This window comes from Stenotrophomonas sp. 2YAF26 (assembly GCF_052114625.1).
In the GTDB taxonomy this organism is placed as follows: Bacteria; Pseudomonadota; Gammaproteobacteria; order Xanthomonadales; family Xanthomonadaceae; genus Stenotrophomonas; species Stenotrophomonas indicatrix.
Window position 1 is genome coordinate 1 of record NZ_JBFRFC010000006.1, and the last position, 24,774, is coordinate 24,774.

Annotated in this window: 21 protein-coding genes; 10 read left to right on the forward strand and 11 right to left on the reverse strand. The window is 67.2% G+C overall.

Going from position 1 to position 24,774, the window contains the following annotated elements:
• Positions 1 to 268: 268 nt before the first annotated feature.
• On the reverse strand, positions 269 to 2,047 hold the full coding sequence (locus tag AB4Y98_RS08200) for a monovalent cation:proton antiporter-2 (CPA2) family protein (RefSeq protein ID WP_442244129.1): 1,779 nt from the start codon (positions 2,045 to 2,047) through the stop codon (positions 269 to 271).
• Between the two features lie 344 nt (positions 2,048 to 2,391).
• Between AB4Y98_RS08200 and mgtE the strand changes: the two genes are divergently transcribed.
• Positions 2,392 to 3,762 (forward strand): magnesium transporter, encoded by a 1,371-nt coding sequence (mgtE, locus tag AB4Y98_RS08205; protein WP_312110754.1) that lies wholly within the window; start codon positions 2,392 to 2,394, stop codon positions 3,760 to 3,762.
• Positions 3,763 to 3,897: 135 nt separating this feature from the next.
• Positions 3,898 to 6,618 carry a bifunctional acetate--CoA ligase family protein/GNAT family N-acetyltransferase gene (locus AB4Y98_RS08210; RefSeq protein ID WP_442244130.1) on the forward strand — a complete coding sequence of 907 codons (2,721 nt, stop codon included), beginning with the start codon at positions 3,898 to 3,900 and terminating at the stop codon, positions 6,616 to 6,618.
• A 447-nt stretch (positions 6,619 to 7,065) separates the two neighbouring features.
• Here AB4Y98_RS08210 and AB4Y98_RS08215 read toward each other — a convergent pair whose 3' ends face one another.
• Both AB4Y98_RS08215 and AB4Y98_RS08220 read right to left on the reverse strand, forming a co-directional pair.
• Complete coding sequence (locus AB4Y98_RS08215; protein WP_442244131.1) at positions 7,066 to 7,446, reverse strand: YbjQ family protein; 381 nt, start codon at positions 7,444 to 7,446, stop codon at positions 7,066 to 7,068.
• Between the two features lie 76 nt (positions 7,447 to 7,522).
• Positions 7,523 to 7,984 carry a DUF4288 domain-containing protein gene (locus AB4Y98_RS08220; RefSeq protein ID WP_442244132.1) on the reverse strand — a complete coding sequence of 154 codons (462 nt, stop codon included), beginning with the start codon at positions 7,982 to 7,984 and terminating at the stop codon, positions 7,523 to 7,525.
• Between AB4Y98_RS08220 and AB4Y98_RS08225 the strand changes: the two genes are divergently transcribed.
• Complete coding sequence (locus AB4Y98_RS08225; RefSeq protein WP_442244133.1) at positions 7,983 to 8,690, forward strand: alpha/beta fold hydrolase; 708 nt, start codon at positions 7,983 to 7,985, stop codon at positions 8,688 to 8,690. The two genes, AB4Y98_RS08220 and AB4Y98_RS08225, sit on opposite strands and share 2 nt — an antisense overlap.
• Positions 8,691 to 8,811: 121 nt before the next feature.
• Here AB4Y98_RS08225 and dkgB read toward each other — a convergent pair whose 3' ends face one another.
• Both dkgB and AB4Y98_RS08235 read right to left on the reverse strand, forming a co-directional pair.
• Entirely contained in the window at positions 8,812 to 9,621 is an 810-nt protein-coding gene (gene dkgB / locus AB4Y98_RS08230; RefSeq protein ID WP_442244134.1) for a 2,5-didehydrogluconate reductase DkgB, read from the reverse strand.
• An 85-nt stretch (positions 9,622 to 9,706) separates the two neighbouring features.
• Entirely contained in the window at positions 9,707 to 10,921 is a 1,215-nt protein-coding gene (locus AB4Y98_RS08235; RefSeq protein WP_442244135.1) for an MFS transporter, read from the reverse strand.
• Positions 10,922 to 11,026: 105 nt separating this feature from the next.
• On the opposite strand from AB4Y98_RS08235, the gene AB4Y98_RS08240 reads away from it, so the two are divergent.
• Positions 11,027 to 11,929 carry a LysR substrate-binding domain-containing protein gene (locus AB4Y98_RS08240; RefSeq protein ID WP_442244136.1) on the forward strand — a complete coding sequence of 301 codons (903 nt, stop codon included), beginning with the start codon at positions 11,027 to 11,029 and terminating at the stop codon, positions 11,927 to 11,929.
• A 103-nt stretch (positions 11,930 to 12,032) separates the two neighbouring features.
• Here AB4Y98_RS08240 and AB4Y98_RS08245 read toward each other — a convergent pair whose 3' ends face one another.
• Positions 12,033 to 14,153, reverse strand: coding sequence for a methyl-accepting chemotaxis protein (locus tag AB4Y98_RS08245; RefSeq protein WP_442244137.1), 2,121 nt, complete (start codon positions 14,151 to 14,153; stop codon positions 12,033 to 12,035).
• 183 nt (positions 14,154 to 14,336) lie between these two features.
• On the opposite strand from AB4Y98_RS08245, the gene AB4Y98_RS08250 reads away from it, so the two are divergent.
• Both AB4Y98_RS08250 and AB4Y98_RS08255 read left to right on the forward strand, forming a co-directional pair.
• Positions 14,337 to 14,792: an Rrf2 family transcriptional regulator gene (locus AB4Y98_RS08250; RefSeq protein WP_025877596.1), complete on the forward strand. Its 456-nt coding sequence runs from the start codon at positions 14,337 to 14,339 to the stop codon at positions 14,790 to 14,792.
• Positions 14,782 to 15,687 (forward strand): NAD(P)/FAD-dependent oxidoreductase, encoded by a 906-nt coding sequence (locus AB4Y98_RS08255; protein ID WP_105164850.1) that lies wholly within the window; start codon positions 14,782 to 14,784, stop codon positions 15,685 to 15,687. Before AB4Y98_RS08250 ends, AB4Y98_RS08255 begins: the two co-directional genes overlap by 11 nt.
• 66 nt (positions 15,688 to 15,753) lie before the next feature.
• Here the strand turns inward: AB4Y98_RS08255 and AB4Y98_RS08260 are convergent, their stop codons facing one another.
• On the reverse strand, positions 15,754 to 16,710 hold the full coding sequence (locus AB4Y98_RS08260) for an aldo/keto reductase (RefSeq protein WP_032976826.1): 957 nt from the start codon (positions 16,708 to 16,710) through the stop codon (positions 15,754 to 15,756).
• 169 nt (positions 16,711 to 16,879) lie between these two features.
• Here AB4Y98_RS08260 and AB4Y98_RS08265 point away from each other — a divergent pair, with 169 nt between their 5' ends.
• The 3 genes from AB4Y98_RS08265 to AB4Y98_RS08275 all read left to right on the forward strand — a co-directional run bounded on the left by AB4Y98_RS08265 (position 16,880) and on the right by AB4Y98_RS08275 (position 18,652).
• Positions 16,880 to 17,737, forward strand: a complete 858-nt coding sequence (locus AB4Y98_RS08265; protein ID WP_088101858.1) for a class I SAM-dependent methyltransferase — start codon at positions 16,880 to 16,882, stop codon at positions 17,735 to 17,737.
• A 66-nt stretch (positions 17,738 to 17,803) separates the two neighbouring features.
• A complete protein-coding gene (locus AB4Y98_RS08270) occupies positions 17,804 to 18,067 on the forward strand; it encodes a hypothetical protein (RefSeq protein ID WP_033832507.1) in 264 nt (87 codons plus the stop codon).
• A gap of 45 nt (positions 18,068 to 18,112) precedes the next feature.
• A complete protein-coding gene (locus AB4Y98_RS08275; protein ID WP_025877589.1) occupies positions 18,113 to 18,652 on the forward strand; it encodes a pseudouridine synthase in 540 nt (179 codons plus the stop codon).
• Between the two features lie 90 nt (positions 18,653 to 18,742).
• Here the strand turns inward: AB4Y98_RS08275 and AB4Y98_RS08280 are convergent, their stop codons facing one another.
• Together AB4Y98_RS08280 and hrpB are read right to left on the reverse strand one after the other, a co-directional pair.
• Positions 18,743 to 19,132: a hypothetical protein gene (locus AB4Y98_RS08280; RefSeq protein ID WP_442244138.1), complete on the reverse strand. Its 390-nt coding sequence runs from the start codon at positions 19,130 to 19,132 to the stop codon at positions 18,743 to 18,745.
• A gap of 128 nt (positions 19,133 to 19,260) precedes the next feature.
• Positions 19,261 to 21,768, reverse strand: a complete 2,508-nt coding sequence (gene hrpB / locus AB4Y98_RS08285) for an ATP-dependent helicase HrpB (protein ID WP_442244139.1) — start codon at positions 21,766 to 21,768, stop codon at positions 19,261 to 19,263.
• Between the two features lie 68 nt (positions 21,769 to 21,836).
• On the opposite strand from hrpB, the gene AB4Y98_RS08290 reads away from it, so the two are divergent.
• Positions 21,837 to 22,634 carry a TatD family hydrolase gene (locus AB4Y98_RS08290; RefSeq protein WP_025877584.1) on the forward strand — a complete coding sequence of 266 codons (798 nt, stop codon included), beginning with the start codon at positions 21,837 to 21,839 and terminating at the stop codon, positions 22,632 to 22,634.
• Between the two features lie 82 nt (positions 22,635 to 22,716).
• Here the strand turns inward: AB4Y98_RS08290 and AB4Y98_RS08295 are convergent, their stop codons facing one another.
• Together AB4Y98_RS08295 and panE are read right to left on the reverse strand one after the other, a co-directional pair.
• Positions 22,717 to 23,625, reverse strand: coding sequence for an NAD-dependent epimerase/dehydratase family protein (locus AB4Y98_RS08295; RefSeq protein ID WP_394198857.1), 909 nt, complete (start codon positions 23,623 to 23,625; stop codon positions 22,717 to 22,719).
• Between the two features lie 10 nt (positions 23,626 to 23,635).
• Positions 23,636 to 24,574 carry a 2-dehydropantoate 2-reductase gene (panE, locus tag AB4Y98_RS08300; protein WP_312786356.1) on the reverse strand — a complete coding sequence of 313 codons (939 nt, stop codon included), beginning with the start codon at positions 24,572 to 24,574 and terminating at the stop codon, positions 23,636 to 23,638.
• Between the last annotated feature and the right edge of the window lie 200 nt (positions 24,575 to 24,774).

Sequence of the window (24,774 nt, forward strand, 5' to 3'; positions counted from 1 at the left end):
ATCCTGGCGGGGTTCATGAGGTTGCCGGCCAGCGGCCGGCACTACCCAACCCCGTCGGTCAGCGCTCCTTGTCGCCGTCGCTTTCCGCGTCCGAGCCGCGCGTGCCGGGCGTCTCTTCGATGGCCAGGTTCCTGCGCGACAACGGCTGAAGGTCGCACTCCATAGGGTGGGTGCCGACCGTTGGTCGGCAGGATGCCTTCAGTAGATCCACGCCATGCGTGGATGATCGCCGCGCACGGAAACAAAAACATCCACGCATGGCGTGGATCTACTTGTCGTCGCTTTCCGCGTCCGCTTCGAACAGGTGCATCAGGTCGTTGCGGGCATCGCGCGAGGTCTGGATCACGGCGGCCTCGTCGTCGTAGACCAGGTACTGGTCGCGCAGCAGCTTCTCGTCGTGCTCGCGGAACTGCTGCACGTGGCGCTCGGCCACGTTTGGTGCCACGCCCAGCGCGGTCAGCACGCGCCCGCTCATTTCCAGGCTGGTACCGAATACTTCGCGGAACGGTTCGGCCGACATGTCCATCAACCGCCAGGCATGCTGGCGGTTGCGCGCACGCGCCAGCACCGTCGCGTCCGGGTACAGGCGGCGCACCATGCGCACCGCCCGCAGGTTGGTTTCCGGGTCGTCCACGGTGATCACGAACACGTCGATGTGCTCGCCACCGGCGGCGCGCAGCATCTCCGGCCGGGTCGGATCGCCGTAGTACAGCTGGTTGCCGAAGCGGCGCAGGTCGGCCACCGTGTCCGGGTTCGCCTCCAGTGCCACGAACGGCACCTTCTGCGCGGTGAGCAGGCGCGCGATCACCTGGCCGAAGCGGCCCATGCCGGCAATCAGCACCTTCGGGCGATTGTCCGGCGCCACCTTGTCGGCCTCCGCCGCCTGGCGGGGCGCGACCTTCTCCTCGCCGAGCAGGCGTATCAGGGCGATCATCAGCAACGGGGTGATCGCCATCGACAGGCCGACGATCGCCACCAGCCGGTCATGGTTGGCATTGCCCAGCAGATGCGCACGCTGTGCTTCGTTGAACACCACGAAGGCGAATTCGCCGCCCAGCCACAACACGCTGCCCAGCAGCAACGACTGCCGCGAGCTGAGTCTGGCGATACGGCCGATGGCGTACAGCAGGCTGAACTTCACCACCAGCAGGATCGCCACGCCCGCAGCGATCATCCACGGTTCGGCGGCGATGCGGTCCAGGTCGATGCCCATGCCCACGGCAATGAAGAACAGGCCCAGCAGCAGGCCCTTGAACGGCTCGATCTGCGATTCCAGCTCGTGCCGGAATTCCGAATCGGACAGCAGCACGCCGGCCAGGAACGCCCCCAGGCTGGGGCTCAGGCCGGCTTCCTGCATGAACCAGGCGGTGCCCAGCACCACCAGCAGCGCGGTGGCGGTGAATACTTCCGGGCTGCGGGTGCGGGCGATGATGCCGAACACCCGGCGCAGCACCGGCCGCCCGCACAGGATCACCACCGCCAGCGCGCCCAGCGCGACGGCCGCATCTTCCCAGCGCAGCGTCTCGTTCTTGACCCCGCCCAGCAGCGGAATCGCGGCCAGCAGCGGAATGGCGATCAGGTCCTGGAACAGCAGGATGGCAAACCCCAGCCGGCCATGGTCGCTGTTGATCGCCTTGTGCTCGGACAGCAGCTGCAGGCCGACCGCGGTCGACGACAGCGCCAGCGCCACGCCCACCACCAGCGCGCTCTTCCACTGGAAGTGATCGAGCAGCAGCAGGCCGCCCAGCACCAGCCCGGACAGCGCCACCTGCGCCGCGCCCGCACCGAACACCGAGCGCCGCATCACCTTCAGCCGGGCCGGGGACAGCTCCAGCCCGATCACGAACAGCAGCATGACCACGCCGATCTCGGCCGCGCCGAGGATGCGGTCGGCGTCCTGTACGAAGCCCAGACCGTCCGGCCCCAGCACCACGCCGGCCGCCAGGTAGCCCAGCACCGCGCCGAAGCCGAACTTCTTGAACACCGGCACCGCGATCACCGCGGCCAGCAGCAGCACCAGTGCCAGTTCCAGACCACCGCTATGCATGGGAATACCTGGTCATCGGAAGGCCGGCTGTGCGTCCGTTCGGCGGGGAGGGGAAGCGCGGCGGGTGCCACCTGGGCATTATGCGCGCGCCGCTGTGTACGCACGAGAACGGCAGCGGGCCCATTGTCCGGTCAGCGTGGCGGGTTGACCTGCACCGACCGCAGGTCCAGACTGCCCGCCGCTGCCGGCGTGTCCGGCAGTACACCCCTCCGGAGTCCCCAACCCATGTCCAGCGACAGTAGAAGTCGACCTCGGTCGACGCCAGCGATGGCCACCGCCTGACACCGGGACGGTTTGCCTGCGTTGGCGTTGCGCGAGGTCGCACCCCATGAAGGCGAATCACCATGAACCAGAAGCAATTGCTGCGTCCGGTGGCCGATGCCGCAGCATTGTCGGCACCGCTGGCGAACTACAACACCGCCGACGCGGTCGAATTCCTCAACACGCTCGAACTGCAGCGCGCTGCCGAGACGCTGGCCGCGCTGTCGCTGCCGCGTGCAGTGAAAATGCTCGAGGCGCCGGAGCTGCACCGCAGTGGCGAGCTGGTTGCCGCACTGCCGCCGGCACGCGCCGCCGCGCTGCTGGGATTGATGGCCGACGACCGTGCCACCGATATCGTCCACGAGCTGGATGAAGAAGAACGCGCGCGGCTGATTCCGCTGTTGGGCAACGAAGCCCGGCAGACCATCCAGAAGCTGCTGAGCTACCCGCCGAACACCGCCGGTGCGCTGATGACCACCGAGTTCGTCGCCGTGCCCGCCACCTGGACCGTGGCCCAGACCCTGCAGCACATCCGCCAGGTCGAACGCACGCGCGAGACCGTGTATGCGATCTACGTGCTCGACCCGGCCAACCAGCAGCTGCAGCAGGTGGTGACCATGCGCCGGCTGATCACCGGGCTGCCGGAGGAATCGATCCTGGACGTGGCCCAGGTCAATCCGCCGGTGATGGTGGATGCGCAGATGGACCAGGAAGACGTGGCGCGGCTGATCCGCCGCCACGATCTGCTGGCCATTCCAGTGGTGGACGCGCAGCAGCACATGCTCGGCATCGTCACCGTCGATGACATCCTCGATGCGCTGATCGAAGAGTCCACCGAAGACGCGCACAAGTTCGGCGGCATGGAGGCGCTGGACAAGCCGTACATGCAGATCGGCTTCTTGGAGATGCTGCGCAAGCGCGCCGGCTGGCTGAGCGTGCTGTTCGTCGGCGAGATGCTGACCGCCAGCGCGATGCAGCACTACGAGGACGAACTGGCGCGCGCGGTGGTGCTGACCCTGTTCATTCCGTTGATCATGAGCTCGGGTGGCAACTCCGGTTCGCAGGCGACCTCGCTGCTGATCCGCAGCCTGGCGCTGCGCGAACTGCGCCTGCGCGACTGGTGGAAGGTGGCCCTGCGCGAAGTGCCCACCGGCATGGTGCTCGGCGCCATCCTCGGTTGCCTGGCCATCGTACGCATCGTGATCTGGCAGCTCGGTGGCTTCCATGACTACGGCGAGCACTGGATCCTGCTGGCGATCACCATCGGCGCCGCGCTGGTGGGTATCGTCACGTTCGGCTCGCTGTCCGGGTCGATGCTGCCCTTCATCCTCAAGCGGCTGGGCTTCGACCCGGCCAGCGCCTCGGCCCCGTTCGTGGCCACCCTGGTGGATGTGACCGGCCTGGTCATCTACTTCAGCATCGCCGCGATGATCCTGCACGGGACGCTGCTGTAACGGGGGCGTCATCCACGCATGGCGTGGATCTACTGGTTCTGGCCGGCGTAGTAGATCCACGCCCTGCGTGGATGCGATGCCAGGTTCCTGCGCACGATCATGCCGCCGCAGCGCCGGTCCGTGTAACGTAGGCACATGAGTACCTACCACCTGCAGTCCGTGTTCCGTCCGCAGTCGGTCGCGGTGATCGGCGGCAGCCCGCGTGAGCGCTCGGCGGGCCGCGCAGTGATGCGCAACCTGCGCGGCACCGGCTTCCCCGGCAAAGTGGCATGGATCAACCCGCGCCATGCGGAGATCGATGGCATCCGCACGGTGAAGCGGCTGAAGGACCTGGACTGGGTGCCGGAACTGGTGGTGATCACCGCACCGGCCGCCATCGTGCCGCAGGTGGTACGCACCGCTGCCGAACGTGGCGTGCAGGCAGCGATCATCCTCACCGCGCATCTGGGTGAGGGCCCAGGCTCGCCGTGGGCACAGGTGGAGGCCGCCGCGCGTGCGCATGGCCTGCGCATCCTCGGCCCGCACTGCCTGGGCGTGATCGCACCGCATGCACGGCTCAATGCCAGCATCGCCGCGCATTTCCCGCAGGCCGGCGACCTCGCGTTGATCTCCGAATCCTCGGCGATCGCCGCCGCCCTGGTGGAGTGGGGCGTGGCGCGCTCGGTGGGGTTCTCCGCCGTGGTTTCGCTGGGCGACACCATGGACGTGGACTTCGGCGACCTGCTGGACTATTTCGCCACCGACTACCGCACGCGCGCCATCCTGCTCTACGTCGAGCAGATCAAGGACGCCCGCAAGTTCATGTCGGCCGCACGTGCCGCGGCGCGTGCCAAACCGGTGGTGGTGGTGAAGTCCGGGCGCGCCGAACGGGTGCAGCCGGGCAGCGCCGATACCCACGTGCAGGCCCTGGCGCGCGCCGATGATGTGTACGGCGCGGCATTCAACCGTGCCGGCCTGCTGCGGGTGAGCGCGCTGGACGAACTGTTCACCGCAGCCGAGTCGCTGGGCCGGCTTGGCACCTTCCCCGGTCGTCGCTTGGCCATCCTCAGCAACGGCGGTGGCGTCGGCCACCTTGCGGTGGACCAGCTGATCGCGCTGCAGGGCACGCTGGCGCAACTGTCCGACAGCACCGTGCAGAAGCTGGATGCGGTACTGCCGCAGGGCTGGTCGCGCAGCAACCCGGTCGACATCGTGGTCGATGCCGATGGTGATCGCTATGCCACCGCCATCGAAGCGTTGCTGGCCGACAGCGAGAACGATGCAGTGCTGGTGGTCAACGTGCCTACCGCGTTCACCTCGTCGGCCGATGCGGCGCAGGCGCTGACCCGCACGCTCGGCCTGCGCCCGCGCCATCACCGCGACAAGCCGGTATTCGCGGTGTGGCTGGGCAATGACGACCAGGCCACCGCCACCCTCAATGCGGCACGCGTGCCGACCTATCCCACCGAAGCGGAGGCCGTGCGCGGCTTCCAGCATCTGGTGCGTTACCGGGAGGCACAGAGTGCGTTGATGGAAACGCCGCCGAGCCTGCCGCAGGATTTCAGCGTGGATACCGCGCGTGCGCGCGCGCTGGTCGAAGGCGCGCTAGCCAATGGCCAGGGCTGGCTGGATCCGCTGGCCACCCATGAGCTGCTGAAGGCCTACGGCATTCCCTCTGCGCCGGTGTTGCATGCGCGCGATGCGCACGAGGCGATGGACCTGGCGCAACCGCTGCTGGAGCGTGGCGCGACCGTCGCGCTGAAGATCCTGTCGCCGGATATTCCGCACAAATCCGAAGTGGATGGCGTGCGCCTGAACCTGGCGACGTTGCCGGCGGTGCAGAGCGCGGCCAAGGCGATCCTTGCCCGTGCGCGACAGCTGCGACCGGACGCGCGCATCGACGGCTTGCTGGTGCAGCCGACCATCGTCCGCCCGAAGGCGCGCGAGCTCATCGTCGGCATCGCCGACGACGCCACGTTCGGCCCGGTGATCGTGGTCGGGCGTGGTGGCACGGCGGTGGAAGTGATCAACGACAAGGCGCTGGCGCTGCCTCCGCTGGACCTGCGCCTGGCCCACGAGCTGATCGGCCAGACCCGGGCTTCGCGCATTCTCAAAGCCTATGGCGACGTGCCCGCCGCCGACGAGCGCGCACTGGCACTGGCGCTGGTCAAACTGGCGCAGCTGGCGGCGGACATTCCCGAAGTGCGCACGCTGGACATCAATCCCCTGCTGGTGGACAGCAAGGGCATCCTCGCGCTGGACGCGCGCGTGGCGGTCGCGCCGTCGCGCATCCTGCACAAGGGCCGTGGCCATCCACGCTTCGCGGTGTTCCCGTATCCGAAGGAGTGGGAGCGCACCATCGAGCTGTCCGACGGCGGTCGCGCGTTCGTGCGCCCGGTGCGGCCGGAAGATGACGCATTGTTCCGCGCGTTCTTCGCGCGTGTCAGCGACGAAGATCTGCGGTTGCGCTTCTTCCAGTCGGTGAAGCATTTCAGCCACGAGTTCATCGCCCGCCTGACCCAGCTGGACTACGCGCGCTCGATCGCATTGGTGGCGCTCGAACCGCGCAGCGGCGAGATGCTCGGCGCGGTGCGACTGCATGCCGATGCGGATTACCACCGTGGCGAGTACGGCATCCTGATCCGTTCGGATCTGAAGGGCCACGGCATCGGCTGGCGCCTGATGGCGATCATGATCGAGTACGCCAAGTGGTTGGGCCTGGACGTGGTGGAAGGCCAGGTGCTGCGCGAGAACAGCACCATGCTGGCGATGTGCCAGAGCCTGGGCTTCAAGACCAAACTGGACCCGGACGACCCGACGGTGATGATGGTGACGTTGCCGGTGCAGCAGGTGGAAGTGCCCGACGTTCCCGTGTGATCGGCACCTCGTTCATTTCACCTTGGCGCTTCTACTGGAACCAGAACTCCTCGATAACCTTGCTGCACGACTGATCCAGCTCCAGATGGAACGATCTGCGTTCCTGCATGGACAGCGGATCTGCAAGATCTTCCTGATGCAGCACGGCAAAACCGCGGCCGCCGGATACGGGGGGCGATGTGGCTACGAGATACGTTGTCGTATTCCAAGCCCTGGTACGCCGGACGTAGGCCTCCACGACACGTACGCATTCGGGCTGCTTCTGCGCAGCCAGTATGTTGGCTCTTACCGCCGCAGGCAGCGTGGCCAGACCATCCCTGGCGGAGGCATCACCTGAGGAGGGAGGGCAAGCCAAGCAAAGGAACAGCACAATCGTCGGCACTCTGGACATCACTGGCCTCGCAGGGACGGTAGATCCTCACATCCATCATGGCAGGGTTTCGCAGGTTACCGCAGCGGCTCGACCACCACCGCCGTGCCATAGCACAGCACTTCGGTCAGGCCGGTCATCACATCGGTGGCGTCATAGCGCATGCCGATGACCGCGTTGGCACCCAGCTGCCTCGCATGCTTGACCATGTCGCGATAGGTTTCCTCGCGCGCCTGCTCGCACAGCTCGGTGTAGATGGTGATGTTGCCGCCGAAGATCGTCTGGATGCCGCCAAGGAAGTTGCCCACGATCGAGCGCGAGCGCACGGTGATGCCGCGTACCACGCCCAGGTTGCGCGAGATGCGGTAGCCGGGCAGCTCGAAGGCGGTGGTCACCATCGAATCATCGAAGCGCGCTGCGGAGGTGGTGGGAGTGCCACTGTTGTAGGGGTCGGCCATGGGTGTCTGGTCTGCTGTAGAAGAGGAGAAGGAACTGCCCGGTTGGATGGAGCGCTGCAAGAAGATTGAGCAAGTGCTATTCCTGATATACGACCTGCACCCTGCCGCCCTCGGCAAGCCGCATCACATCGGCAAGTTGCTCCACCTCAAATACAGAATAGGTCACTTCGATTCCAGATCCAGGAAGCGTCAGAGGCGCAGCGTCATCCTGCGCGACCTCAATCAGCTTGCGGATGCCGGCGAAGCAATAATCGGCGCGCACGCCGCTGATCTCCAGCCGACTGTCATCGCCTCGCTGCTCATACTCACGGGCGAGCGACGCAGACTTCTGCATCGCCGTGGCTGGGTCAGGTGCATTGATCAGATACAGATTCTCGTGGACCGGGAATGATGCTTGACCCTCGTACAGGTAATAGAAGATGGCGTGCGCGCAGTACAGCATTGTTGTCCTCCCGGCGGAGCAAGTACTTGGTCGCGCAACACACAGGGTCAGCTCGTGGCTGGCCGCGGTCACCGCGCAGCGCCACAATACCGCCATGACCGACCGCATTCCTCTGCTGCTCCTCCCCGGCCTGCTCAACGACGCCGAACTCTGGCGCGCGCAGCTGGCCGACCTGGCCGATATCGCCGACTGCACCGTGGGAGACCAGACCCGAGGCGAGACCCTGCAGGCGGTGGCCGAGGACGTGCTTGCGCAGGCGCCCTCGCGTTTCGCGCTGGCTGGGTTCTCACTGGGAGGCTTCGTCGCCCAGCAGATCCTGCGCATCGCGCCGGAGCGTGTGATGCAGCTGGCCCTGATCGATACCTCTATCCATGCCGATTCCCCGGAACGCGCCGAACAGCGCCGCAGCCAGCGTGCCAGCGTGCGCCTGCCCGGTAAATTCCACGGCTTTGGTGACGCGCTGATGCGCAGCTATATCGACGCCTCACGGCTGGACGACTACGTGCTGGTGCAGCGCGTGCGTGACATGACCGCCCGGTTGGGTGCGGAGGTATTCCTGCGGCAGAGCGCGCTGGAGCGCCGTGATGGTCACGACGTACTGGCCGGCTACCGCGATCCGCTGCTGATCGTCTGTGGTGCGAACGATCGCATCACGCCGTTGGCGGTGAGCGAGGAAATGCACGCGCTGGTGCCGCACTCTCAGCTGGTGGTGGTGCCCGATTGCGGGCATCTGGCGCCGATGGAAAAGCCGGAAGAGGTGAGTGCGGCGATGCGTGGGTGGCTGTTGCAGGAAGAGGATTGAACCCACGCTTCTGGCAGGTGCCGGCCTTGGTCGGCATGGTGTTTCATCGATCGACCAGAGGTAAGCGCCGACCAAGGTCGGCACCTACCGGTAGCGCCGGGCCATGTCCGGCGGCTTTTGCTCAATCCCAGGCCGGCGCAATGCCTTCCGGATTGGCCAGGCGATGGCCACGGTCCAGCTTGGCGATCTGCGCCATGTCGTCCTCGGTCAGGCGGATCGCTGCGGCTTCCAGGTTGCTGGCCAGGTTCTCGCGCTTGGTCGACGAAGGGATGACCGCGTAATCCTGCTGCAGCGCCCATGCCAGTGCGATCTGCGCCGGGCTGGCCTGATGGCGGCCGGCGATGGCCTGGATCACCGGGTCCTTGATCACCTCGCCATAAGCCAGGCTCATGTACGCGGTGACGCGGATGCCGTTGTCCTGCAGGAACTTCACCAGCAGGCGGTTCTGCAGGTACGGATGGATCTCGACCTGGTTGGTGGCGATCGCATCGGCACCGAGGATCTCAATCGCCTTGCGGGTCTGGGCGATGGTGAAGTTGGAGATGCCAATCTCCTTCGTCAGTTCCTGTGCCTTGGCTTCAGCAAGCGCGGCCAGGTACTCCTCCATCGGCGTGTCGACCTTGTCGTTCGGCGACGGCCAGTGGATCAACGCCAGGTCGACATGGTCGGTGCGCAGCTTTTCCAGGCTGGAGCGCAGGCTTGCCAGCAGTGCATCGCGCTTGAACTCGGTGATCCACACCTTGGTGGTCAGGTAGATCTCGTCACGCGGCACGCCGGACTCGGCGATGGCCTGGCCGACCTCGGCTTCGTTGCCGTAGATCTGCGCGGTGTCGATGGCGCGGTAGCCGACGTCCAGTGCGTTGCGCACCGAGTCGATCACGGTCTGGTCTTTCAGGCGGAAGGTGCCAAGGCCGAAAGCGGGGACAGTCATGGGGAACTCCAAAGCGGGGGAAGGAGGTGATCACAAAGGGTAGGGCAGGGGCTGTGTGCATGCGGGCAACGGTGTATTGCGCTCATCAATGTGCCGCCACCGTGATGCCGTCGGCGCGATCATCGATGCCGTCGCGACGGTCCAGACGGCCGCTCAGCACAGTCAGGCCATACGCGCCGACCACCACCAGTGCACCCAGCCACGGTGTGTGCATCAGGCCGATGTGTTCGACCACGAGGCCGCCCAGCGATGCACCCAGCGCGATGCCGATGTTGAAGGCGGCGATGTTCAGGCCCGAGGCCACATCGGTGGCCTGCGGTGCGTAGCGCTGAGCCTGCTTGACCACATACACCTGCAGGCCGGGCACGTTGCCGAATGCCACTGCGCCCAGTGCCAGTACGGTCAGCAGCATCAACCAGGTGTTGTGGGCGGTGAAGGTCATGACCAGCAGGACCACGGCCAGCAGCGCGAAGATGCGCTTCAGTGCGGGCACCGGACCCATGCGGTCGGCCATGCGGCCGCCCCACAGGTTGCCGATCGCCACCGACACGCCATACACCAGCAGCACCAGGCTGACCGCGTTGGCCGAGAAGCCGGTGACGTCCTGCAGGATCGGCGTCAGGTAAGTGAAGGACAGGAAGGTGCCGCCGTAGCCGAGTGCGGTGATGGCGTAGACCATCAGCAGGTGCGGCTGCGCAAGCACGTCCAGCTGCTGGCGGAAGGTGGCCGGCGCGCTCTGCGCCAGGCCGCGCGGCACGAACAGCAACGCGCCCAGCAGCGCGATCACGCCCAGCCCGGCGACGGCCAGGAACGTGGCGCGCCAACCCAGGTGCTGGCCGATGAAGGTGCCCAGCGGCACGCCGGTCACCAGTGCCACGGTCAGGCCGGTGAACATGATGGCGATGGCACTGGCAGCCTTCTCTTTCGGCACCACCGCGGTGGCGATGATCGAGCCGATGGAGAAGAACACGCCGTGGGCCAGGCCGGTGAGGATGCGGGCGACGATCAGCGAGGTGTAGCCCGGTGCCATCCACGCGATGACGTTGCCGAGGGTGAACAGCACCATCAGCGCGACCAGCAGGGTCTTGCGCGGCACACGGCCGGTGAGTGCGGTGAGCACGGGTGCGCCGACGGCCACGCCGAGCGCATACAAGGACACCAGCAGGCCGGCCGACGGCAGGCTGACCTGCAGGTCGGCGGCGATGGTCGGGATCAGGCCGACGATGACGAACTCGGTGGTGCCGATGGCGAAGGCGCCGAGGGTCAGCGCCAGCAGGGCGAGCGGAATGCCACGGATCATGACAGTGTCCAGACGGAAGGAAGGGGGGCAGTGTGCGCGGCCGACCTTTGCCGAAAAACCGGTCTTCACGCCAATCACTCTTGCCTGGTGGTCAATAATGGCGTCATGAAAACCACCCTCGACGAGATGCAGGCCTTCCTGGCGGTGATCGACAGCGGTTCGATCAGCGCGGCTGCCGAGCAGCTGGGGCAGACGCCTTCAGGCGTGAGCCGCGCGCTGGGTCGGCTGGAGGACAAGCTGGGCACGACCCTGCTGACCCGTACCACCCGCCGCCTGCACCTGACCGCCGAGGGCGAGGCCTACCTGCGTCATGCGCGGGCGATCATCGATGCAGTGGAATCGGCCGAAGAACAGATGGCTGCGCGCCGCGAGCGCCCGGCTGGCCGGCTGCGGGTGGATGCGGCGATGCCGTTCGTGCTGCACGTGATCGCGCCATTGGTGGCCGGCTACCGCGCACGCTACCCGGAAGTGCAGCTGGAGTTGAACAGTTCCGAGCGCTACATCGACCTGCTGGAACGGCGTACCGACCTGGCGATCCGCATCGGGCCACTGGCCGATTCCACCCTGCATGCGCGGCCGCTGGGGCGCTGCCGGCTGCAGGTGCTGGCCAGCCCGGGCTATCTGGCCGCGCACGGGGAACCGGCCAGCGTGGCGGCGCTGGGCCAGCACACGCTGCTCAGCTTCAACGAACCGGAATCGCTGAACCGCTGGCCGCTGCCGGGCGATGCCGACGGGCAGTTGCTGGTGCGCCCGGATATCGCGGTATCCAGCGGCGAGACGCTGCGCGCGCTGGCGGTGGAAGGCGTGGGCATCACCTGCCTGTCCGACTTCGTGACCGAACGCGATCGTGCGGCCGGCACGCTGGTGCCGGTGCTGGCCGCACAGACGCTGGATGTGTACCAGCCGATCCACGCGGTGTACTACCGCAACACGGCCGTATCGGCGCGGATCAGCTCGTTCCTGGATTACCTGGGTGAAGCGATGGCCGCATCGGATTACCTGCGCTGATGGAGTGTCCGGGTTGCCGGCCAGCGGCCGGCACTACCGGGAATCGCACGCATGGGTAGTGCCGGCCGCTGGCCGGCAACCCCCACACTGCCCGGCGGTTCCGTCACGCCGCGCGCGCCAAGGCACCCGTTGCTGTCGCCGTGGTGGACAGATCAAACACATCCACCGCTTCGATCAGGCGATCCGCCTGCTGTTCCAGGCTGCGTGCCGCCGCGCTCGCTTCTTCCACCAGCGCAGCATTCTGCTGGGTGGTGCCGTCCATCTGGATGATGGTCTGGCTGACCTGCTCGATGCCGGCCGACTGCTCCTGCGAGGCAGCGGAGATCTCGGCCATGATGTCGGTCACGCGCTGCACCGAAGCGACGATCTCGGCCATGGTGTCGCCGGCCTGGCGCACACGCTGCGCACCGTGGCCAACCTGTTCCACCGACGCCTCGATCAGCGATTTGATTTCCTTGGCCGCTGCCGCCGACCGCTGCGCCAGCGTACGCACTTCACTGGCGACCACCGCAAAGCCGCGGCCCTGCTCGCCGGCACGCGCCGCTTCCACCGCGGCATTCAGCGCCAGGATGTTGGTCTGGAACGCGATGCCGTCGATGACGCTGATGATGTCGGCGATCTGCCGCGACGAGCCTTCGATCGCATCCATCGTCGCCACGACCTGGCCGACCACTTCACCGCCGTGCGAGGCCACGCTGCGCGCACCGATCGCCAGCTGGTTAGCCTGCCGCGCGTGCTCGGCGTTCTGACGCACGGTGGAGGTCAGTTCCTCCATCGACGCGGCGGTTTCTTCCAAGTTCGCCGCCTGCTGTTCGGTGCGGCGCGACAGGTCGTTGTTGCCGGCGGAAATTTCCGCAGCGGCGGTGTGGATGCTGCCGGAGGCGTGCTTGATGTCGCTGACGATCGTCGCCAGCTGTGCAGCGGTGGCGTTGGCATCCCCCGCAATGCGGGCGAACACGCCCTGGAAGTCGCCGTCCATACGCGCGCCCAGGCGACCCTCGGCAATGGCACGCAGCATGGCCGAGACCTCCCCCAGGTTCTGTTCGGTGGTCTGCATCAAGCGGTTCAGGCCATCGACCATCGCGCGGAAATCATGCTCGAAGCGCGCACTGTCGCCGCGCTGGCTGAAGTCGCCCGCCGCCGCAGCTTCGGCCAGGCGGCGGATCTCGCCGTTGATCGCGCCCAGGTTGGATTTCACCGCATCCAGCGCCTCGGTGATCACGGCCTTCTCGCCGGGCAGGCGCTCCATGTCCAGGCTGAGATCGCCCACTGCATAGCGGCCCATGATCGTGATCGCGCGCATCTTCACCTGGATGTGCGCATCGACCAGGGTGTTGGTGTCGGCCACCATCGTGCCGTAGGCGCCGGGGAAGGCGCTGCTGTCCATGCGGTGGCTGATCGTGCCGGCGTCGTGTGCCCTTGCCATCGCGGTCTGCGCATCAAGCACGCCACGCAGGGTGCTCTGCACGGCCTGCATCGCCTGTGCCAGGCGACCGATCTCGTCGCGGCTGCGCACCTGCACCACGTGGTCGAGGTCACCGGCGGCAACCGCACGCGCGGCAGCTTCCACCGCCAGCACCGGCTGCACCACGGCGCGCCGCAGCCACCAGCCAAGGGCGATCAGCAGCAGCACGGCGGCGCCGATGGTCAGCGCGGCGCACACCACCAGCACCTGTCGGGAATCCTGCGAACGCGCGGTCACTGCAGCCTCGGCTACCTCGGTGGCACGCACGCTCAGGGCATCCAGCGCACTGGCCACCGGACGGTCCTTGCCGCGCACCAGGGAATCGCCAACCGCCGGGTCGTAGCTGGCGTCAGCGAAGGCCTGCAGTGCGGCGTGGTAGTCCTGCTGCAACTGTGCGTGCAGGCCGGAAAACGCCTGCGCCAGTTCGCGCGTGCGCGCATCGGGGCTGGCGGCCAGGCCCGTGGCCAGTTCGGCAACGACGCGGCCTTCGTTGTCGAAGGCCTGCAGGTGATGCTGGCGCAGCGCGTCATCGTGGCCGCGCAGCAGCACGTTCTTCCACTCCTGTACCTGCCCGCGGAATTCGCGTTGCAGGCGCTCGGCGTCGCGGCTGTGGGCAACCTCCGGGGGGACTTCGGTGGACAGCTTCAACCAGGCCGACGCCAAGCCCGCCAGGGCGCATACCAGGACAACAGCCAGACCAACAGAAACGGCACCGAGCAGCTTCGACTGCAGCCGCGGCGCATGGGAAGAGGCTTTCATGGGACGAGATCTCGGAAGGGGTGCGATGCGGTATCGACCGTCCTTTAGCGCTCTGAAGTGCGATGCGTGTCACATTGCCGTTCTGTTTAGTGATGTGAAGAATGTGTTTCATTGGACAAATGTGTCCATATGGAACGAAAGAAGACCCTCGACAGGTGGTTTAAATGTAACTATTGTTGTTGCATGAAATCCGCGAATCCGCTTTCCGACGCCCTGCACGTGATGGCCCATCTGGTCGGCCAGCACGGGCCGCGAACCTCCGAACAGCTGGCGACCTGCCTGCCGACCCATCCGGTGGTGATCCGCCGCCTGCTGGCGCAGATGCACAAGGCCGGCCTGGTACGCAGCACGCGCGGCCACGGTGGCGGCAGCCAGCTCGCCCGCGATGCGGCGACGATCACCCTGCACGACGTCTACCAGGCCATCGGCGCGCCGCCGATGGTCCAGGTCGGTACCCGTGAAGGCAGGGGCGGCTGCCCGATCCAGCAGCTGGTCAACCAGGCCCTGCTGGAGAGTGCCCGCGAAGCGCAGCGCCTGCTCGAGCAGCGGCTGCAGGCAACCACCCTCGACCAGCTTGGCGCCGACTTCGCCCGCCATCTTGCCCATCACCGTTCCCTGGAAGGTCACCATGAATCCTGATGTCCTCATCGTCGGCGGCAGCTACGCCGGCATCGCCGCCGCACTGATCCTGGCGCGTGCGCGCCGGCCGGTCACGATCATCGATGCGGGTTCGCCGCGAAACCGTTTCGCCAGCCATTCGCACGGCGTGCTGGGCCTGGACGGCGTCAGTGGCGCCGAGTTGTTGAAGAACGCGCGCCAGCAACTGCTGGACTACCCGACCGTGCGTTGGCTGAATGCCGAAGCGGTGCAGGCCACGCTCCGCACCGAAGGTGTGGAGGTGCGTACGGCAGACGGCCAGGTACTGACCGCACGCAAGCTGCTGCTGGCCACCGGTATCGCCGACCAGCTGCCCGATCTGCCCGGCCTGGCCGAGCGCTGGGGCAGCACCGTGCTGCACTGCCCGTACTGCCATGGTTATGAAGTGGGTGGCGGTTCGATCGGCCTGCTCGGCGGCCATCCGATGTCGGCCGGCAAGGCGCCGCTGTTCGCCGACTGGGGCAACGTCACCTTCTTCAGCCAGGGCTTGCCGATCAGCGACGAGGAGCTGGCCGCCATGCAGCAACGCGGCGTGCAGGTGGAAACCACGCCGGTGGTAGGTGTGCACGGCGAGCAGCCGACGTGGCTGGAAGTGGAACTTGCCGACGGTCGCCGTGTTGCCCAGCGTGCGCTGTTCGTGCCGGCCATGCAGCAGATGGCCACGCCGCTGGTGCAGCAGCTGGGTTGCGCGCTGGTGGAGAGTCCGCTGGGCGTGCTGGCCGAGGTGGACATGATGAAACAGACCTCGGTGCCGAACGTGTACGCCGCCGGTGATGCGACCACGGTCGGCAACATCACCCTGGCCATGGCAGAAGGCGTGCGCGCGGGCATCGGCATGCACCATGCGCTGGTGGCCGAGGACAGCCTGCCGCGCTGAGGCAAAGCATCCACGCATGGCGCGGATCCGTTGAAGGGTGCCGACGTTGGCCGGCACCCTCCGCCTTCAACCTTCCACGCTGGCCGCGTCCAGCTGCGCCACATCCTGCACGCTCAACGCCACGTTCGCCGCCGCCAGCAGGTCGTGCAGCTGCTCCACGCTGGTGGCACTGACGATCGGTGCGGTGATCGACGGCCGTGCGATCTGCCATGCCAGTGCGATCTGCGCGGCAGTAGCGTTGTGCTTGCTGGCCACGTCATCCAGTGCTTGCAGAATGCGCAGGCCGCGCGGGTTCAGGTAACGCTTGACCACGGTGGCGCCGCGCGCGGAACTCTTGCCGGCATCGTCCGGCGTGCGGTACTTGCCACTGAGGAAGCCGCTGGCCAGTGCGTAGTAGTTGATCACGCCGATCTGCTCGCGCTGCACCAGCGGTTCCAGTTCCTTCTCGTAGCCGGCGCGGTCGTACAGGTTGTACTCCGGCTGCAGGGTTTCATAGCGCGGCAGCCCGTAGTCGGTGGAGACCTTCAAGGCATCGGCCAGACGCGTGGCGCTGTAGTTGGACGCGCCGATCGCGCGCACCTTGCCCGCCTCGATCAGGCGACCGAACGCGGCCAGGGTCGCTTCCAGCGGCGTGGATTCATCGTCCTCGTGAGCCTGGTACAGATCGATCACCTCGGTCTGCAGGCGACGCAGCGAATCCTCCACCGCCGCATTAATGTTGTCCGGGGTGAGGCCGGGGCGCTCGGCCCATTTGGCCACCTTGGTCGCCAGCACCACCTTGTCGCGCTTGCCGCTGCGCGCGAACCACTTGCCCAGCAGCGTCTCCGACTCGCCACCCTGGTTGCCCGGCACCCACGCCGAGTACACGTCGGCGGTGTCGACCAGGTTGAAGCCGGCATCGACGAAGGCATCCAGCAGGGCGAAGCTGGCCTTCTCATCAGCGCTCCAGCCGAACACGTTGCCACCGAAGGCGAGCGGAGCTACATGCAGGCCTGAACGGCCCAGTTCGCGGTTTGCCGTCATGGGCACGGACTCCTTGGGGGAAGTCCTTCAGGATAGAACGCGATGTGTGACCGCGCTGCGGCGCTGACCACAAAACTGTGTTCCGCACCGCGCACGCGGCTAACGTTTTGTGAACACCTGCGGCGCGGCGGCTGCTAGTCTCGCCGCATCTTCCGCTGGAGTCGCCCCGATGATTGCTGCCTCATCCCTGCGTGGTTGCCGCCTGCTGCTTGCTTCGGCGCTGCTGGTTGCCGTTCCCGCATTCGCCGCGCCGGCCACGGTCGCACCGGCAAAGATCCAGGTGTCGCCCGCGATCGATGCCGCGGTGAAGGCCTCGACCCGCGACCCCGCCAACGTCAAGCGCGACGGTTTCCGTCATCCTGCGCAGACCTTGGGCTTCTTTGGCGTCGCGCCGGAAAAGACCGTCATCGAGATCACCCCGGGCAATGGCTGGTACTCGGAGATCCTGGCGCCGCTGCTGCGCGACAAGGGTCATTACATCGCTGCGGTGGTCGATCCGCAGGCCGTGGCTGAAGGTCGCGGCCGCGACTACCAGCAGCGCAGCCGCGACAGCCTGGAAAAGAAGTACGCCGCCGCACCGGCACAGTTCGACAAAACCGCAGTGGTTGCCTACGACCCGGCCAAGCCGGTGTTCGGTGCAGCCAACTCGGCCGATGTGGTGCTGACCTTCCGCAACGTGCACAACTGGCGCAAGGCCGGCCAGGCGCAGGGCATGTTCCAGGGCTTCTTCAACGTGCTCAAGCCGGGTGGCGTGCTCGGCGTGGTCGAGCACCGCGCCAAGGCCGACGTGGCCGACGCTGACGACACCGGTTATGTGGGCCAGCAGCAGGTGATCGCGATGGCCGAGGCCGCCGGTTTCAAGCTCGACGCGCGCACCGAGGTCAATGCCAACCCGCGCGATACCAAGGATCATCCGAATGGCGTGTGGACCCTGCCGCCGACCAACCAGCATGACAAGGCGGATGACGCCAAGTACCAGGCCATCGGTGAAAGTGACCGCATGACCCTGCGTTTCGTGAAGCCGTAACGCATCGCAGCGGTGGCGTCGGCGGATGCCCGGCGCCACCCGACCGCACTTCCATGGAGCGGAATCGTGAAAAAGCTGTTGCTGGTCATTGTCGCGGTGCTGGTGGCGATCCGCCTGATCGACTACATCTTCTACGGCGGCAATGCCTATGACCTGGCGGGTGCTGCAGGTTTCGGACTGCTGGCGCTGGGCATCGTGCTGGAGCAGCGCGCCGCCAGGCAGGCCCTGCCCGCGCAGGCCGCTGGACGGCGCCGGGCGAACATCGTCAGTGCCTGCGGCATCGCCCTGGTGCTGGTGTCCTTCCTGTTGAAATGGCAGGTGTTCGGCTGACACGCCGAATGGGACAATGCGTCACCACTGCCTGTCGTCCCCGCGATGCTGATTGCCTTCAACAAGCCGTTCAACGTGCTTTGCCAGTTCACCGACCGCAGCGTGCCGCCGCGGCCGACATTGGCCGGCTTCGGTTTGCCGCCGCGCGTCTACGCTGCCGGCCGCCTCGACCATGACAGCGAAGGCCTGCTGCTGCTGACCGACAACGGTACGCTGGCGCACAAATTGACCGACCCGAAACACAAGGCGGATAAGCTCTACTGGGTGCAGGTGGAAGGCACGCCCAGCGACGGGCAGCTGCAGCAGCTGCGCGATGGCGTGGTGCTCAATGACGGGCCGACGCTGCCGGCGAAAATCGAGCGCCTCGATCCTGCGCCTGAACTGTGGCCGCGCGATCCGCCGGTGCGCTTCCGCAAGACGGTGCCCGACAGCTGGCTGGCGATCACGATCCGCGAAGGGCGCAACCGCCAGGTGCGGCGGATGACCGCTGCGGTGAACCTGCCGACGCTGCGGCTGGTACGCGCTGCAATGGGGCCGTACCGGCTGGATGACCTGCAGCCCGGGCAGTGGCGGCAGATCGGCTGAAAAAAAGGCCGGAGGCCTTGCGGCGTCCGACCCTCGTGCAGCGACATGGGGTCAGAGCCCTTCCTGCGGAAGGGATCCGACCCCGGTCAATCAGGCGTCGCTGCCGATATCGCTGTGCTCGTCGACCACGGTGTCGTTGCGGCGATCGCGCGCGTTGATGCGCTGGGCCTGGCCGTTGACCACATGGCCATTGGCCGCCTTCTTCTTCTGCTGCTTGCGGTACAGCGCATAGCCCAGCAGGCCTACACCCACGGCAGCTGCCGCGATGGTCACCGCCGGATTGCGGCGGGCGAACTTGGTGGCGACCTTGCCGCCGGTCTTCACCGCGCCAAGGGCGGCGCCGGTCTTGATCCAGTCGCTGGGCTGCGGGCCGAGGTGACGCAGGCTGCCGCCCGCGCTCTTCAGGCCATCGCCTGCGGTATGGGCCAGGTCGAGGGCGCGCTCCAGGGCGCGGTCGGTGATTACGGTCAGCTTGCTCATGCGGGGGTGTCCTTGCCTCGGGTCGAAGTCCAGTGTCGCCTGTTGCCCGTAAACGGTATGTCAGTCAGGCGGGCGCGTGGTGTGACTCTACCGCAGCCATTCAGGAACGGGCGGGGTGTCGGCGCGCATTACGTCCCGCGCGGCTTGGCCCGGTGCGTTGCCGTAGCCGTCCATGGGTCGTCCGGCCACGGGTGGCGCGGGTAACGGCCCTTCATCTCCTTCTTCACCTCGGCGTAGGTGTTCTCCCAGAAATTGCGCAGATCCTGGGTCACCTGCAATGGCCGGCCGCCCGGTGACAGCAGGTGCAGGGTCAGCGGCACCCGGCCATCGGCGATACGCGGCGTGTCGGCCAGCCCGAACAACTCCTGCAGCTTCACCGCCAGCACCGGCGGCAGCGGCTCGCCGCTTTCGCCATCCAGCGCATAGGTGATCGGCCGTTCCAGCCCTGACGGTACGGTGATCCGGGTGGGCGCGTGGCGCTCGACCAGCTGCCGCTGCGACCACTCCAGTGGCGACTTCAGCGCTTCGCCGAAACTGGTCTCGTCCAGCGCATCCAGACGTGTCCTGCCAGCGAATGCCGGCTGCAGCCATTGCGCACGGTTGGCCAGCAATGCGGCGTCACTGCAGTCGGGCAGGCCCAGCTCGGGCATCCAGCGCCGCAGCGATTCAACCCGCGCCTGCCACTGGCGCAGACCCTCGGTCCATGGCAACACCTGCAGGCCGAGCTCGGCAACGGCGTCGGTCAGCGCCTGCGCCGCCAGCTGCGGATCAACCCGGCCAGCCGAACGGCTGTCCATCACGATGCGGTCGAAGCGTGTTTCGCGCAGCGCGACCAGGGCGCGGCGTGTGTCATCCCAGCGCACCGCGTCTTCGGTCACGAAGCGGTCGGGCCAGTTCCTGCGCAGATAGGTTTCATCCACCGGTGCGGCGCGTAGCAGCAGCGCGTCGCGCGCTTCGAAGCGCAGCTCGCTGGCCACCAGCCACGGTTCGCCCCGCAGGTCGCTCAGTTCATGCAGGCGGGCGCTGCGGCCGTTGGCCAGCAGGTAACGCAGCGGGTCGTTCGGATGCTGGAAGGCAATGCGGTCGGGGAAGGCATGGGCCAGCAGGTCGCCCAGTTCGTGGGCCTCGATGCTGGCGGGCGGTGTAGCGTCACAACGCAGGCGACGGCGCCACTGTTTGGCAGCGGCATCGATTGCGGCCAGGCCACTGCGATTGGCATCGGCCGGCGCACGGCCGTTGCGGAAGGCCGCCAGTGCGCGCCAGCGTGCGGCCAGTGCATCACCGCCCTGGCGCAATGGGTCACGAGCTTCCAGCAATGCCGCCAGATCGGCGGCCAACGCCTGCGCGCGGGCATCAGCTGCGGCCAGCAGCATCGCGGCCATCCGCGGATGGGTGCCCAGCGCCAGTACGCGGCGGCCGAGTGCAGTGATCGCGCCGCTGCTGGACAACGCGCCCAGGCGCTGCAGCAGTTCGCGTGCGGCGGCCATCGGCCCAGTCGGTGGCGGGTCAAGGAAACGCAGGTCACTGCTGCCCCAGGCGGCCAGTTCCAGCGCAAGGCCGGCCAGTTCAACCTGGTCGATCTCGGCGCGACGCTGCGGTTCCAGCCGCTGCGACTGCGGCCACAGCCGCCAGGCCACGCCCTCGGCCACGCGCCCGGCACGGCCGGCACGCTGGTCGGCCGAGGCCTGCGCAATGGCGACCACGTCCAAGCGGGTGAATCCACTGTTGGGGTCGTAGCGGGGCTCGCGCGCCTGGCCGCTGTCGATCACCACGCGCACGCCGGGCAGGGTCACCGAGGATTCGGCGACGTTGGTGGCCAGCACCACACGGCGGCGGCCGTCGCTGGCGGCCTGCAGCACGCGCGCCTGCTGTTCCACCGGCAGTTCACCGTGCAGGGCCAGTACGTCCACCGCAGCGCCAGCAAGGCTGTCCTGCAGGCCTGCCTGCACGCGTGCGATCTCACGTTGGCCGGGCAGGAACACCAGCAGGTCACCGGGGTGCTCGGCCAGCGCCTGCTGTACCGCGCGCCGCACCTGCAGTTCCAGCGCCTCGTCACGCCGGGCAGGGAAGTGGCTGATCGCCACCGGATAGCTGCGGCCTTCGCTGCTCACTCGTGGTGCATCGAGGAAGCGTGCCAGGCGTTCACCATCGAGCGTCGCCGACATCACCAGCAACCGCAGGTCATCGCGCAGCTGCGACTGCACGTCCAGCGCCAGCGCCAGGCCCAGGTCGCCACTGAGGTGGCGCTCGTGGAATTCATCGAACAGGATCGCGCCAACGGTTTCCAGCATTGGATCGTCCTGCAGCATCCGGGTCAGGATGCCCTCGGTGACGACCTCGATGCGCGTGCGCGCCGATACCTTGTTCTCGAAGCGGATGCGGTAGCCGACGATGCCGCCGACCTCCTCACCGAGCTGGCGCGCCATGAACATCGCGGCACTGCGCGCGGCCACCCGGCGGGGTTCCAGCAGGATGATCCTGCGGCCCTGCAGCCACGGCGCATCGAGCAGCGCCAACGGCACCTGGGTGGTCTTGCCGGCGCCGGGCGGGGCTTCCAGCACCAGCCGCGGGTGCACGGCCAGGTGCTGCTGGATCTGCGGCAGCAGCGAAGAGATGGGGAATTGCGGGGCGTTCATCTGCAAAGGATAAGGTGCCATGGCGGGCACGGGTACAATGCGCGGGTTTTCCTGCCTCTGCTGCCCCCATGCATCTGATCGATATCGGCGCCAACCTGACCCACGACTCCTTCGACCGCGACCGCGACGCCGTACTGGACCGCGCACGCCAGGCCGGTGTGGTGCAGATGATCATCACCGGTGCCAGCCGCGAGCATTCGCCACTGGCCCTGCAGCTGGCGCAGCAGCACCCGGGCTTCCTGTACGCCACCGCCGGCGTGCACCCGCACCATGCGGTGGAGTACACCGACGAGTGCGATGCGGAGATGCGCGCGCTGCACGCCCATGCCGAAGTGGTGGCGGTGGGTGAGTGCGGGCTGGACTACTTCCGTGATTTCTCGCCGCGCCCGGCGCAGCATCGCGCGTTCGAGCGCCAGCTGCAGCTGGCTGCAGACAATGGCAAGCCGTTGTTCCTGCACCAGCGCGACGCGCATGCCGATTTCATGGCACAGATGAAGAACTTCGAAGGCCGCATCGGTCCGGCCGTGGTGCACTGCTTCACCGGCGAGCGCCAGGAGCTGTTCGATTATCTCGACCAGGACTGGTACATCGGCATCACCGGCTGGCTGTGCGACGAGCGCCGTGGCGGTCACCTGCGCGAGCTGGTGAAGAACATTCCGGCCAACCGGTTGATGATCGAGACCGACGCACCGTACCTGCTGCCGCGCACCTTGAAGCCGATGCCGAAGGACCGCCGCAACGAACCGGTGTTCCTGTCGCACATCGTGGAAGAGCTGGCGCGGGACCGTGGCGAGGATGTGCAGACCACGGCGGCAAACGCCACGGCTGCCACGCGTGCGTTCTTCCGGTTGCCGGACGCCGCCTGATCGGCAAACGGTAGTGCCGGCCGCTGGCCGGCAACCTCACGATCTTCGCAGGGATGCCGCAGTTGCCGGCCAGCGGCCGGCACTACCCGTCAGCCGGGAGCGCCGGGCCATGCCCGGCGAGCGAAGCGGCAAGATCCGTCAGCCCTTCCCGATACGTTGGAAACTGCGGCGTCCAGCCCAGCGCGTCGCGCGTGCTGCGGCTGTCGATGCGCTTTCTGCTCTGGTAGAAACGCCGCAATGTCGCGCTGACTGATGGATCGTCCCAGGCCACCGCGGGCGGCAGGGTAAATCCCCCCAGCTGCGCAGCGAAGGCCAGTACATCCTGCGGTGGCGCCGGTTCGTCATCGCTCGGCAGATACAGTGCGTTGGCCATGGGGCGTTGCATCGCCGCGATCACCACCGCAGCCAGGTCGTCCACGTGCAGGCGATTGAACACCAGCCCTGGCCGCACCACGTGCCGCGCGCGGCCCTGCGCCAGCTGCAGCAGCGCGTTGCGCCCGGGTCCGTAGAGGCCCGGCAGGCGGAACATCGCCGAGGCGATACCGCGCGCATCCGCCAGCGCACGCCATTGCGTTTCGGCGAGGCGACGCTGCCTGCCTGCCGGCTCGGTGGCATCGGCCACGCTGTGCTCATTGATCCAGCCACCGTCGCGGTCGCCGTAGACCGAGGTCGACGACAGGTAACCGAGCCAACGCAGTGAACTGCTGTCGCGCAACGCGGCATACAGCAGGCGCAGCGCCGGGTCGCCCTCGGCATCGGGAGGGACGCTGCAAAGCACCGCGTCGGCATGGGCAATCGCAGCGAGCAGGCTCGGGGCAAGCGCGGCGTCGGCACGCAGCTGATGACGCAGCAGGCCATCGTCAGGTGCCGACGCCGGATCGCGCACCGTGCCTTCCACGTGTATGCCCTGGGCCTGAAGGCGCGCGGCCAACACGCGGCCACTCCAGCCCATGCCGAGGATCAGTACGCGCTTCGGCAACGGGCCGGGCATGTTCATCGGATCACACCGAGCGCTGGGCCTGGTAGGCCTGCAGGCTGCTGTAGGCGACCTGCAGCAGCAACGCTTCCTGGCCCGCGGCGCGCGCACGCGCCAGCATGTCGCCGACGATCTGGGCCGCTTCCACCTGCTGGCCTGCTTCCAGGTCGCGCAGCATCGACGCCTTCAACGCCGAGCCGGCCTGGGTCAGGGTGCCACGCGCGGTGTCCTGCGCCGCCTGCGGCACCGGCTCACCCGCTGCTTCGGCCACCGCCAGGCATTCGTCATAGAGCCCACGCACGATGGCGTCGCCGTCGTCGGTGGCCACGATCGTGCCGATGTCCGCACGCAGCAGGCAGGTGGCCGCCGCCAGCGCGGTGAGGAAGGTGTACTTGATCCACTGTTCCTGGCCGATGTGTTCACTGGCCAGATGATCCAGATTAGCCTGCGCACACGCTGCTGCGAACGCCTGCACGCGCGCGGAGATCGCACCGCCATCGCGTTCGCCGAAAGTCAGCTTGGCCGGCTTGCCCAGGTGCAGCACGGCGCCATCAGGCGCCTTGGTCGCACTGATGAAGCACAGACCGCCGAGCACGGCGTCACGGCCGAAGCGTGCGTCGAGCGCGTTGTAGTGATGCAGGCCGTTGAGGATCGGCAGCACGGTGGTGCCCGCGCCCACCGCCGGGGCGATGGCATCGATCGAGCTGTCCAGGTCGTAGGCCTTGCAGCTGAGGATCACCAGATCGAACGGCTTGTCCGCAGCCAGCGCAGGCAGGGCATCTGCGGTGACATGCTGCACCGGGAACGTGGCATCGCCCACCGGGCTGCGCAGCACCAGGCCATCACGATCCAGCTGTGCGGCGCGCGTGGGGCGCACGAGGAAGGTCACGTCCACGCCAGCCTGGGCCAGGCGACCACCGAAGTAACCGCCGGTACCGCCGGCGCCGAGGATCAGGATACGCATTGCACGCTCACTGCAGTTGGGGGATTCACTGCAGCGATTGTGCCGGAGTTTGCGGCCAACGGCTGAGCCCCTCGTGGTGGTTCGCGCAAAGCGCGGTCCATGAGGATGGCCGGGTGGGTAGGTTGCGCAGGGGACGCCGTAAATACGTCCTTGTAGGCTCGGTCGCCGCATCCATGCGGCTCACGCCCCTGCGCAACCTA